14 protein-coding genes are annotated in these 12,036 nt (G+C 45.6%); 6 read left to right on the top strand and 8 right to left on the bottom strand.

All coding sequences use genetic code 11. From position 1 onward, the window contains the following. Positions 1 to 33: 33 nt before the first annotated feature. From fabG to FTT86_RS09820, 4 genes are all read right to left on the bottom strand, one after another. The gene (fabG, locus tag FTT86_RS09805; protein WP_004279229.1) at positions 34 to 768 is read right to left on the bottom strand and encodes a 3-oxoacyl-ACP reductase FabG; all 735 of its coding nucleotides are present in this window, start codon (positions 766 to 768) and stop codon (positions 34 to 36) included. Further along, the gene (gene fabD, locus FTT86_RS09810; RefSeq protein WP_004730620.1) at positions 765 to 1,751 is read right to left on the bottom strand and encodes an ACP S-malonyltransferase; all 987 of its coding nucleotides are present in this window, start codon (positions 1,749 to 1,751) and stop codon (positions 765 to 767) included. Before fabD ends, fabG begins: the two co-directional genes overlap by 4 nt. 223 nt (positions 1,752 to 1,974) lie before the next feature. After that, positions 1,975 to 2,157 (bottom strand): 50S ribosomal protein L32, encoded by a 183-nt coding sequence (gene rpmF / locus FTT86_RS09815; RefSeq protein ID WP_004279227.1) that lies wholly within the window; start codon positions 2,155 to 2,157, stop codon positions 1,975 to 1,977. 77 nt (positions 2,158 to 2,234) lie between these two features. Next, a complete protein-coding gene (locus tag FTT86_RS09820) occupies positions 2,235 to 2,792 on the bottom strand; it encodes a DUF177 domain-containing protein (protein ID WP_004279226.1) in 558 nt (185 codons plus the stop codon). 97 nt (positions 2,793 to 2,889) lie between these two features. Between FTT86_RS09820 and FTT86_RS09825 the strand changes: the two genes are divergently transcribed. The 3 genes from FTT86_RS09825 to FTT86_RS09835 all read left to right on the top strand — a co-directional run bounded on the left by FTT86_RS09825 (position 2,890) and on the right by FTT86_RS09835 (position 4,587). Then, a complete protein-coding gene (locus tag FTT86_RS09825) occupies positions 2,890 to 3,552 on the top strand; it encodes an elongation factor P hydroxylase (protein ID WP_004279225.1) in 663 nt (220 codons plus the stop codon). An 87-nt stretch (positions 3,553 to 3,639) separates the two neighbouring features. Then, positions 3,640 to 4,257, top strand: a complete 618-nt coding sequence (locus tag FTT86_RS09830; RefSeq protein ID WP_004646095.1) for an L-threonylcarbamoyladenylate synthase — start codon at positions 3,640 to 3,642, stop codon at positions 4,255 to 4,257. A gap of 45 nt (positions 4,258 to 4,302) precedes the next feature. Then, on the top strand, positions 4,303 to 4,587 hold the full coding sequence (locus FTT86_RS09835; RefSeq protein ID WP_005251102.1) for a hypothetical protein: 285 nt from the start codon (positions 4,303 to 4,305) through the stop codon (positions 4,585 to 4,587). A gap of 81 nt (positions 4,588 to 4,668) precedes the next feature. Here FTT86_RS09835 and FTT86_RS09840 read toward each other — a convergent pair whose 3' ends face one another. Continuing rightward, positions 4,669 to 5,148, bottom strand: coding sequence for a hypothetical protein (locus FTT86_RS09840; protein ID WP_180181095.1), 480 nt, complete (start codon positions 5,146 to 5,148; stop codon positions 4,669 to 4,671). A gap of 503 nt (positions 5,149 to 5,651) precedes the next feature. On the opposite strand from FTT86_RS09840, the gene FTT86_RS09845 reads away from it, so the two are divergent. Genes FTT86_RS09845 through rluB form a run of 3 tightly spaced genes read left to right on the top strand, consistent with a single transcriptional unit; the run spans position 5,652 to position 8,127 of the window. Next, entirely contained in the window at positions 5,652 to 6,446 is a 795-nt protein-coding gene (locus FTT86_RS09845) for a ScpA family protein (RefSeq protein WP_005251098.1), read from the top strand. After that, positions 6,443 to 7,033, top strand: a complete 591-nt coding sequence (scpB, locus tag FTT86_RS09850; RefSeq protein WP_005251096.1) for an SMC-Scp complex subunit ScpB — start codon at positions 6,443 to 6,445, stop codon at positions 7,031 to 7,033. The genes FTT86_RS09845 and scpB overlap by 4 nt, the downstream gene beginning before the upstream one ends. A gap of 41 nt (positions 7,034 to 7,074) precedes the next feature. Beyond that, positions 7,075 to 8,127, top strand: a complete 1,053-nt coding sequence (rluB, locus tag FTT86_RS09855; RefSeq protein WP_005107723.1) for a 23S rRNA pseudouridine(2605) synthase RluB — start codon at positions 7,075 to 7,077, stop codon at positions 8,125 to 8,127. Positions 8,128 to 8,183: 56 nt separating this feature from the next. Here the strand turns inward: rluB and FTT86_RS09860 are convergent, their stop codons facing one another. From FTT86_RS09860 to FTT86_RS09870, 3 genes are read right to left on the bottom strand one after another with little or no spacing between them, the layout of a single operon-like run. Then, the gene (locus tag FTT86_RS09860; protein ID WP_180181096.1) at positions 8,184 to 9,920 is read right to left on the bottom strand and encodes an ABC transporter ATP-binding protein; all 1,737 of its coding nucleotides are present in this window, start codon (positions 9,918 to 9,920) and stop codon (positions 8,184 to 8,186) included. 10 nt (positions 9,921 to 9,930) lie between these two features. Then, the gene (locus tag FTT86_RS09865; RefSeq protein ID WP_180181097.1) at positions 9,931 to 11,082 is read right to left on the bottom strand and encodes an ABC transporter permease; all 1,152 of its coding nucleotides are present in this window, start codon (positions 11,080 to 11,082) and stop codon (positions 9,931 to 9,933) included. 7 nt (positions 11,083 to 11,089) lie between these two features. Next, positions 11,090 to 12,028 carry an ABC transporter permease gene (locus FTT86_RS09870; protein WP_004279216.1) on the bottom strand — a complete coding sequence of 313 codons (939 nt, stop codon included), beginning with the start codon at positions 12,026 to 12,028 and terminating at the stop codon, positions 11,090 to 11,092. Positions 12,029 to 12,036 lie beyond the last annotated feature (8 nt).

The raw sequence follows: 12,036 nt of genomic DNA on the forward strand, positions 1-12,036 counted from the left end.
AATCTAAAAAATTTGGAAAGTTTATACTTGAGCTTAGCTCATGTATAAGCCCCCATTTACATGCATAACTGTACCAGTAATGTAACTGGCTTTATCCGAAGCCAAGAAACTTACGGCATTTGCGATATCCTGCGGATCACCTAAACGGTTTAATGCCACCTGCTCAGTCATCTTTTTACGAATTTCTTCGCTTAGCTGCTCAGTCATTTCAGTCGCAATAAAACCTGGTGCTACCGAGTTTACGGTAATCTGACGGCTACCCATTTCTTTGGCAAGGCTACGGCTAAATGCTTCAATACCTGCTTTGGCAGCAGAATAGTTGGCCTGACCCGGGTTGGCAAAGTGTGCCACCACAGAACTGATGTTGATGATGCGACCGAAACGCGCCTTGGTCATGCCTTTGAGTACGCGCTTAGACAAACGGTAAACTGCTTTCAGGTGAATATTTAAAATATCATCCCAGTCATCTTCAGACATACGCAGCAGCAAATTGTCTTTGGTAATACCGGCATTATTGACCAACGCAAGGACTGGACCATAGTTCTGTTCGATGTCCGTTACCAGCCCATCAATCGCTGCACCGTCACGTACATCTAGTACTCTTCCAGCACCATTTTCAGCAAACTGTGCAGATAATTTTTCCGCACCTGCTTCAGACGTTGCAGTACCTATGACAAAATAACCGTCTTGAATCAACTGTTGTGCGATCGCAGCACCAATACCACGACTTGCACCTGTTACCAGAGCAACTTTACGTTCCTGTGTCATGCACTTTTCCCTTCTGCCGCCAATACGGTGTTTAATGCATCTTCCAGACGGGATTGACTGTCCAGTGGAAGTGCTTTTTGAATATTCGGCAAGCGTTTCGCCAAGTTGGTCAATACATTACCCGGACCACATTCTACGATGTACTCAATGCCTTCATCTTGAAGGTATTGTAAGGTTTTGGTCCATTGTACTGACTCATAAAGTTGCGCGGTCAACGCCTGACGCAATTCATCTACATTGGTTGCCGCTTGCGCGCCTACATTTTGTAATACAGGAATGCGTGGCAGCTCAATGGCGGTTTGTTCCAATGCCGGAGCAAACTGTTCAGCAGCAGGTTTCATCAATGAACAATGCGATGGAACCGATACTGGCAATGCAATGGCTTTTCCGCCGTTTTCTTTGGCCAATGCCATCACTGCTTCAACGCGATCTTTATTGCCTGCAACGACAACCTGCCCTTGCGCATTGTAGTTCGCCGCTTCGACAGAACCTTCGCCTGCTGCAGTTGCTTGTGCACACAGCTCAATCACTTTGGCATCGTCCAGACCCAAAATGGCAGCCATCGCACCCACACCCTGAGGTACAGCAGTCTGCATGAGTTTGCCACGCAAGTTCACTAGCTTCGCAGCATCACCCAGGCTTAAAGCACCTGATGCAACCAGTGCGCTGTATTCACCCAGTGAATGGCCTGCAAGATATTTCGGTGCTACACCGCCAGATTCCAACCACACGCGCCATAAGGCAATACTTGCAGTCAGCAATACCGGCTGGGTAAATTCGGTTTGATCCAGACCTTCGCCAGTTTGCGCAATCTGCCACAGATCAAAACCGACGGCTTCAGATGCTTCTGCAAATGTCTCGCGAATACTCGCAAACTGTTCTGCAAGCTCAGCCAGCATACCAGCTTTTTGGGAACCCTGACCCGGAAACACAAATGCAGTTTTTGTTGCTGGCGCTGCTTGTTCGAGTGGTGTAGCAGACATAATAAAATCCTTTCATTCAAGAGGTGTGCTTCTTCAATCCTAACAAGAAGACTGACCAATAAGACCACCTAAATCATTGTGGAGCGCAATTTAGCATGTAATTTTGTCGGCGGTAATTGCCAAATACAACAAAAAACCGATACACCTAAAAATCAAAGACAAAAAAAAGGGAGCTAAATGCTCCCATTTTTTCTACTAAGCTTGACGCTTAATACATCACCAATTATTCAGCAGATGCTTTAGCGAATAATTGACGACCACGGTAGATACCATCTTTAGATACGTGGTGACGACGGTGAGTCTCGCCAGTAGCTTGGTCTACAGTTAATGCATTCTCGGTTAAAGCGTCATGTGAACGGCGCATGTCACGGCGAGAGCGACTTTTACGGTTTTGCTGAACGGCCATGATGGCTCCTTACAAAGATCGAAAAAATGGATCAGAACAAATTCGATTGTCTTATACACAAGAGTATAACACAAAAATTAGTTAAGTTTACCCTTCAAAGCAGCCAAAACTTCAAACGGGTTGTCCCGTTTTTCTTCAGCCACTTCTTCTACGGCAGGTTGATGCTTATGTTCACAAAACTCATGTTTAGGCGACAACGGCATCAACAATAACAGTTCATCTTCTATCAGCGCGAGTAAATCAGCGGTCGCCGGTGCATCATAATCACCTTTGGTCGTTGCTTCACTTTCACCTAGGACGATGAAATCAGCATCCTCATCCAAGCGCTCTATCAGTGACTCATCATCCACAAGTGCCAAATGGAACGATGAAACCAGTTCAATTTCTACAGTTTCCAGACAACGCTGGCATTCCATAGGAACTTTTGTTTCAACGTGACCATCTAGCCATGCAATACGATGATAGGCATCCATTGATAGCTTACAGTCTATGTTAATCAATTGATCATCAATTGATCCAACAGCTTCACGAGCGATACGAACAAAGCGGGATAAAGGCAGTTGACCTGACCATTTAAAGCCCTGTTCAGCCCATTTAAACGGCTCAATCTGTGCCGGAAAGGTATTTGCTGACATAATTAAGGCGGCAATTCTACAAATTCATCAGTACTCTGTCAAAGATTAAGATACAATTTTGTACTTATTTCGACAGACCATTTGGGTAACTCAAGTCATGCATCTGTTGCAGCCGCAAACAGAAGTGAATGTTTCATCACTCGTTAGCACAATTCCAAGCCTTGATTCTGACAGTTCAACACAACAAGTGCAACTCTCGCCATGGGCGAATTTATCGTCAGAAGCGCAGCAGGTGGACTGGCTCATCTTACACTTTAATCACTGGTTCTCCCATTTAAATGTCACTTTAGTGCGTGGCGAATTTGAACCAGAATATTTCCCTGCAAGTACAAACAGTCCTGCCCGGATCCAGTTTGCCCATGGTTTCTTTAATAGCGCTTTGCATGAAATCAGCCACTGGACCATTGCCGGAGACAAACGCCGCCTGCTGCCTGATCTGGGTTACTGGTATGCCCCGGATGGGCGGACCCGTGAACAGCAGGCTTTATTTGAACAGGTGGAAATCAAGCCACAGGCAATTGAGTGGATGTTTGCCCAGGCTTTTGGCCGTAAATTTCGGGTTTCTTTGGATAACCTGACTGGCGACGGCGGTGATGGTGCCAGCTTTAAAGATAATGTCTACGCTCAAGTACAGGCTTATTTTAATGGTACAGCCAAACTTCCATGTGATGCAGCGCGCTTTATCCAATGTATCTGTATCTGCATCAGAGGTGGCAAAAGTTTACAATCTGATGAATTTATACGTGAAATACTTGATTAAATTACACAAATCTACCTTTTTTATGATTGCCAGATCTTGTCTGAGCGCCACATAATAAGCCATTAGCCCAAGCTTGGAGTAGTCTCTATGCTGCATTTACGCGTACACCCCGACAATCCGCAACCCCGCTTAATCAGTCAGGCAGTGGAACGTATCCGTGCGGGTGATGTGGTGGTCTATCCCACTGATGCGGCCTATGCGATTGGTTGCCAGATTGGAAACAAGAGTGCCATGGAGCGGATTGCGCAAATTCGTGGTCTGGGCCCAAAGCATCAATATGCGATTCTGTGCTGTGATTTGTCCGATATTGCCACTTATGCCAAGGTGGACAATGCCATGTACCGTTTGCTAAAAAATAATACACCAGCCATCACGACCTTTATTTTACCTGCGACCAGCGAAGTCCCACGTCGATTGATGCATCCCAAGAAGAAAACCATTGGTCTGCGCATTCCGAATAATCCGGTGTGTCAAATGTTACTGAAAGAACTCGGTGAACCGCTGTTGACCTCTACCCTAATTTTACCGGGTCAGACTGACCCACTCGATGATCCTTATGATATTGAAATGCAGCTGGGCAAACGCATTGATGTTTTTGTAGATAGTGGTTTAGGCACCTTGAGCACGACCTCTATTGTAGATTTATCTGGTGATCATCCAGAAGTGATTCGTCGTGGTATGGGAGATGTCAGCGCCTTTGAATAAATGAGGTCTGAGAATTTCCTACAAACATTGAAGGAGTCAGAATAAATGGATTTATTTTACTTGCTCCTGAATCAGCATGAATTTTCTGTACAGGATTTCATCTATGCAGAACTGCCTTGGACACTGCAATCCAAGGCAGCCCTGGTCGAAGCACATCCTTCTCCCCATCTCACTATAAATATTGATCATACTGAGTACCAATTTTTCCTGACGTTGGCTCTAGTGAGACAGTTGTTGCAGATCTATTCAAACCAGAACGTATGCCTGGCAGAGACTTGCCAACGTATCATTGAATTTGCGACTAAGGAATACAATCATTCCTCACCATGAAAATCTAAAACAGCATATGGTGAGAGGTTGCAGTTCTATTCTTTTCAATTCGGCAGATATGCAGTGGCTGGCAAAGACAGTTTAGGAATCTGAACTACGTTCATAATGACGAACCGCAATGAAATTTGGACATTGCGATAGCTTCTGTTCATGATGCATGAGCTCTTCACCCAGTTTATTTTTCAGATACACATGAAAAACAATCTGATCTTCTTCCAGTACATTCAGCATCGCCGTACGTGCTTTGGGTTCCATGACTTTAAAGGAATTGATCGACTCACAAGACATGGCTTGCATATCCAGTTTAATCCGCTCATCCAGCTGGTCGCCCTCATAAGCCATATGCCGCATGTAAAAACGAATATTGGGATATTGGTCCAGCACACTAAAATCCATTTTCATGGCCTGCATGACAGGTCGGGCCTGTTCCGCAAAAGCTGAAAATCCACCTGATTTCAGTCCTGTGCGTGCTTCATCTTCAAGCTGCATAATCTGATATTTGGGGTAAGCCCAAAATCCCCCGAATACGATCATCCCAATAACAACCAGAATAAGTGGCATACTTTCTTCACCTTTTTATTGATTTTTGTGATTCTTGACTATTTTTCGAGAGTATAGCGGTATTTTTGACCAAAAATTACGGGGAAATATTTTATTAATACTTATTAATTTTATGTTTTTTAATGGGAAATCCGTTTAAAAATCATTCGATATCTGCCAGCTAGCTTATTTACTCTTTTGAGGAGAATCACTGTATTGATCGAGTTTTGAAGTGAATCAACTGGCATCATCTACCAGATACGCTTAATTATGAGAGCCAATTTAAAGTGAAAATCACCGCTGCATTTCCCGCCCGGTTCTACCGTTTTTCTCGTTGCTATTTTTAAATCGTAGATAAATTCCATTATTTTTTTAAGTTTTTATGGCTTTGACGGCTTATTTAATTTATTTAAAGTTACTTTTCCAGTACAATGACAACGCTTAATCCTGTGCTTTTCTTTCGATCAGATACCGAAAATCAAGCCTTTGCATGCCTTTGAAAATTCGCGTGGCCTATAATTGTAATGACTCAAATTATCCATAACACTATGGAATCTGCTCCGCACATTCGGGTTCTGGATGAATGGCAGGATACAATTCCAGAGGATCTGTACATTCCTCCAGCGGCATTTGAAATCTTATTAGAACATTTTGAAGGCCCACTCGACTTTTTAATTTACCTGATTCAAAAAAACGGTTTTGATCTGTTACAGGTCGATATCGCGCCGATTGCAGCGCAGTATTTGTCTTATATGGACGCGATGAAATCCCTGAACATCGAGCTGACGGCCGACTATATGGTGATGGCAGCCTTACTGGCAGATCTGAAGTCACGTTTGCTGTTACCTAAACCGAAAAGCCTGGCTGCGATTGAACAGGATCCAAAACAAGAACTGATTGACCGTTTAGAAAATTATTTAAGAATTAGACAGGCAGCAGAACGTCTGGGCCAGATGCCGATTCTGGAACGTGACACTTTCACGACCAATGTCAGTCTGGGTGAAATCCAGCAGCCGAATGAAGGCTATTCAAGCGATTTATTGCGTGATGCCTTGCTTTGTATATTTAACCGTCCTGAACCCGTGATTCATCAGGTACAACAGGAACCGGTACTGTTGGAAGAACGGATTGCCTATATTGAAAGTTGTATTGAAACTGGCGACGTACTCAGTTTCAAAGAGTTGTTAAAACCGAGCCAAGGCCGTATGGGTATGGTGGTGACCTTTATGGCGGTACTGGAACTGACCCGACAACAAAAAATTCAGATTATTGCTACAGGTATTGAAGCCCCGCTCGCGATTCAAGGAGCCAGCCAATGACACCCGATCAAAATACGCTGTTATCTGCAGAAGATAATCTGCATGAAGTATTGATGCAGCTTGAAGCCATTATTTTTGCCAGCGACTCTGCGGTTTCATTGGCTCGTCTGAAAGAAACTTTTCAGGATCGCTATAGCAAGCAGGAATTACGCCAGTATTTACAACAACTTTCCATGCTGATGCATGGTCGTTCAATCGAACTGATTGAAACAGCACAAGGTTATCGTTTTCAAGTGCGTGCAAAATATCGTAATATTATTGCACAGACCTGGCCTGAGCGACCGGCTCGCTTGTCGCCTTCATTACTGGAGACGCTTGCGGTGATTGCCTATCACCAGCCAGTGACTCGAGCGGATATTGAACAGATTCGTGGTGTCACGAATAACAGTCAAAACTTGCGTACGCTGTTTGACTGGAACTGGATTAAAGAGTCTGGATTTCGTGAACTCCCTGGAAGACCTGCGTTGTTAATGACAACGCCACAATTTTTAAATGCGTTTGGCCTGAATAGTTTGGGCCAATTGCCTCCCCTGCAGGATGCCAAGGAAGCTTTTATGGCCCTCGATGCGAATGCACCGAAGTCATAAATAGGTGAACTGTTGATAATTATTTCTAAGGTTATGCTGTCATGAGTGAAAAGTTGCAAAAGGTGCTTGCACGCGTTGGTTTGGGTTCTCGCCGTTATATGGAAGAAGTCATTGCCGCGGGTCGTGTAAGTGTCAACGGGCAAATTGCCCAAGTGGGTGAACGAATCGAACCAGGTGATGAGCTTCGCATCGATGGTCGTAAAGTTGCCTTCCAGATTGAAGACGAAATCCGTCGTCGTGTCATTATTTACTACAAGCCTGAAGGCGAGATCTGCTCACGTAGCGATCCTGAAAACCGTCCGACTGTATTTGAACAGCTGCCTGCTATTCCGGGCGATCGCTGGGTAATGGTGGGTCGTCTGGATATTAACTCGACCGGTCTGCTTTTATTCACAAATGATGGTGAACTTGCGAATCGCTTGATGCACCCATCGAATGAAATCGAACGTGAATATGCAGTTCGTGTCATGGGTGAAGTTACACCACAAATTCGTAACAACATGCTCAAAGGCGTGGTGCTAGACGATGGTCCGGCAAAATTCGAATCTTTCTCTGAACTCGGTGGTGACGGGATCAACCGTTGGTTCCAGGTGGTAGTAAAAGAAGGTCGTAACCGTGAAGTACGTCGTATCTTTGAATCACAAGGCCTGAAAGTCAGCCGTCTACTGCGTACCCGTTATGGTACTGTGATTTTGCCACGCGAACTGCGTACCGGTCGCTGGATTGAACTGGATAAAAACGATATCGACAACCTGACCAAAGCTGTGGAATTAAAGCCACGTCAAGGTACTGGCTTGTTTGGTATGGCGAAACGCCGTAACGAGCGTATGCAGGACAAACCGATGGCTGCACGCCGTGGTGGTTTCTTGCGTCAGCAACGTCGTGACAGCGATGAGCAACCACAAAATAATACTGGCCGTGAACGCCGTGATGACAATGCTTATGGTCGTCGTGACAGAGCTGAAAACCAGAATGGCACTCAGTTCGTTCGTCGTGAAAATCGTCCGGATCAAGGTTTCGGCCGCCGTGAAGAGCGTGATGAAAATGCACCGCGTCGTCCATATGGTGTCAACAAAGGCTTTAAAAAATTTTAATTAAGATAAATAAAAAAAAGTCAGGCACATTGCCTGACTTTTTTATGTCTTATGCATCAGGCACTTTGTGGAATCCCTTGCGGGATAGCACCGAGTAAACGCTTGGTATATTCATGCTGTGGCGATTGATACAGCTCATCTGAATTGGCGATTTCTACCAGTTCCCCATGATTCATCACCATGATCTGATCTGAAATATATTTTACTACCGACAAATCATGCGAAATAAAGATATAGCTCAGACCAAATTCATCCTGTAAGTCTTGCAGTAAATTCAGCACTTGCGCCTGTACTGATACATCCAGCGCCGAGACCGATTCATCACAGATTAAAATCTCGGGTTTTAAGGTCAGGCAGCGTGCAATTGCAATCCGCTGACGCTGACCACCAGAAAACTCATGCGGATAACGATAAAAAGCCTGTGCAGGCAAGCTGACCCTCTCCAACAAGTTTAAAGCCATTTGTTTGCGTTCGGCATCATCCTGACCAATCTTGTGAATCTGCATCGGTTCCATCAGGATTTGTCCAACAGTAAAACGTGGATTCAGCGAAGCATAGGGATTCTGGAATATGATCTGGATTTTACGTTGATACTGGGTAAATTCCTGTTCCGACATATCCAGAATATCCCGCCCCTGAAACAGTGCCTTACCACCTGTAGCCTGTTGCAGACGCATCAGTAATAAACCGATGGTGGTTTTACCCGAACCGGACTCCCCGACCAGCCCCAAGGTTTTTCCTTTGGCCAGCTGGAAAGAAACTCCTTTTACTGCTTGAAACTCATCTTTGCCAAACAGTCCTTTACGACTATAAAAAGATTTTTTCAGATCCCGTACATCCAGAATAATTTCCTCTCCGCCTTTTAGTCCACGTGAACGTTGCGGAAGCTGAGTATTCAGGCGGATATCTTCCAGCCAGGTTGAGCCATCCTGTTTCATAAAATCACTAATCATCGGCAAACGTAGCGGACGTTGCGAGAGTTGCGGGCGGCAGTGCAACAAGGCTTTGGTATACATGTCCTGAGGCCGGTCCAGCACCTCCCGAACCGGACCCTGTTCACGGATTTCCCCATGGCGCATCACAATAACCTGATCGGCAATTTCACCAACCAATGCTAAATCATGGGTAATAAACAGCATCGACATCTGGCGACGCTGACGCAGCGATTCCAGCAAGTCCAGAATCTGCTTTTGAATAGTCACATCCAGAGCGGTGGTCGGTTCATCTGCAATCAATAGTTTAGGCTCACAGGCAATGGCCATGGCAATCATGACGCGTTGCTGCTGTCCACCGGAAAGCTGCCCCGGATAGGCATCAATTTTAGTTTCTGGCGCAGGGATCCCCACTTCTTTGAGCAGTTCCAGGGTACGTTGCCGCGCCTGTTTTTTATTCATGCCCAAATGTAGTTGCAGGATTTCTGCAATCTGCATGCCTACTGTAAATACCGGATTTAGCGAAGACATCGGCTCCTGAAAAATCATGGCAATGTCTTTGCCACACATCTGGCGCATTTCACGGGTTTTAAGCTTGAGCAGGTTTTTCCCTTCAAAGATGATCTGGCTATCTTCTGAAATACGTGCGCTTTCTGCCGGAAGCAGGCCCATAGTGGCGAGGGAAGTGACCGACTTGCCACTCCCCGATTCGCCTACCAGTGCAACCGTGGTATTGGCCGGAATCTCGAAAGAAACTCCTTTTACGGTTTCAATATATTCTTTATTTTCACCTTTAAAACTGACTCGCAGATTTTCTACGCGAAGTAGCGCAGGTGCTGTGCTTGGAGTGATTTCAGACATCGTTGCGCTCCTATTTCAGTTTTGGATCTAATGCATCACGGAGTGCATCGGTAAACATCGAGAAAGCAGTTACCAATACCGCCATGGCGATTGAGGCTGCCGCCAGTTGCCACCATTTACCCAAAATCAGCTCGCTTTGTGCTTCATTTAGCATACTGCCCCATGACACTACCCCGATAGGCACACCGAAACCGAGGAAGCTCAAAATGACTTCAGACTTGATAAATGCCACCACCAGAATAGACATCTGTACCAGGGCAATATGGCTGACATTGGGAAAAATATGGACAAACATACGACGCATATTACTCACGCCAATCGCCTTGGCAGCCAGCACATATTCACGTGCCGTATGTTTCATGTATTCGGCACGAACCAAACGGAAGACCCCGGTCCAGCCAGTCAGACCTAAAATCAGGATGATTGATAAAATACCTTTCTGCTGTAACACTGCGGCAATGGCCAAAACCAGCAACAGATAGGGAATTGAGGTAAAGATATTATAAAACCAGTTGAGAAGATCATCGACCCAACCACCAAAATACCCTGCTATTGCACCCAGTGCAGTCCCAATCAGTACAGCGACAAAGGCTGCAATCAATCCAACCAGAATCGAGGTTTCAGCCCCCTTGATGGTTTTCTGTAAAACATCCTGTCCCCATTTATCTGCACCGAAGACTAGACTTTGCTTGAGTTCCCCACTTTCATCCATCAGCTGGCCGCCGAGCTCCTGATTAATGGCCTTCATGTCTTCTGCCAGCGGATCGACCACGCCATAATAATCGATGCCCGCACCAGCACCCTGCTCAGCAGCAATTTCAGCATTCAATTCAGCAATGACATCTTTTAAAGGATCAACTGGATTGACCGGTACAGCAACAGATTCTGTACCCTGTTCTGCATCAGATCCAGCCGGAACTGGCGCTGCACTGATAAAACTCGGCGGTGCATAGCTGACCGCTACTTCTTTATTCCAGTCTTTGGCAATCAGGCCGCTCATTGACAGTACCAGCAGCAGCAGATAAAACAGCACCACATACAGGGAAAACATGGCAATCCGGTCACGTTTCAAACGGCGCATGGCCAGTTGCCATAAGCCTGTTGAAGCCGATTCAGGTGCTGCTTCAGCCGCTTGTTCTTTTTTAAATATCGCACTCAGCATAATTCACCTACTTCAACTGTACACGCGGATCGACCCATTTATAGATCAGATCGGCGATCAGGTTGAATATCATGGTCGCAGCAGCGACATAGACCGTAATGGCTTTAATCACAGGAAAATCGGAACGTTCTACCGCAATAATAACTTCACGGCCAATTCCCGGAATACCAAAAAAACGTTCGATCAGGAAAGCACCGATCAGCAGTGCCGGAAGTCCTGCCATCACATCGGTAATAATCGGAATCGAAGCATTGCGCAAGACATGCACGCCCATGATACGGTTTTCACCCAGGCCTTTGGCACGCGCAGTACGTACATAGTCCTGATTGACTTCATCCAGTACAAAACTACGATACAGGCGTAGTGTTGGTGCGATACTTACCACCAACATAATCAGCACAGGTAACAAGGCATATTTGAAAAGATTATCGGCAAAATTATCGCTCCAGCCCTGTACCGGGAACCAGCTCAGTTCATAGGCCAGGAAATACTGGAACACGATGATGTAAACCAGAATACTGATCGACATACCGATCGTACATAGCATCATGATCATGCGATCAGTCAAAGAACCACGAACAGAAGCTACACCTAAAGCCAGAATGATAGAAATAATAGTTTGCAGAATGGTCAGTGGAATCAAAATGGTCAGTGAGGGCCCCAAACGGGTAGTGATAATCTGTGCCACCGACTCCCCGGTGCTCCAGCTCACCCCATAATCAAAGGTTAAAATCTGCTTGATAAAGATCCAGAGTTGTACGTAATACGGTTGATCCACACCCAGTTGCTGACGGATGTTTTCAATCTGTTCCGCATTGGCCATTTTACCGGCCAGAATATAGGCAGGGTCTCCGCCTACCCAGTTAAACAGCAGGAATATCAGCAAAATCACCCCGAGCATGGTCGGGATCATTTGCCAAAGCCGTCGAATAATATATGCCAGCATCGCTTGTC

The sequence above is a fragment of the Acinetobacter sp. YH01021 genome (assembly GCF_013420255.1).
GTDB lineage: Bacteria > Pseudomonadota > Gammaproteobacteria > Pseudomonadales > Moraxellaceae > Acinetobacter.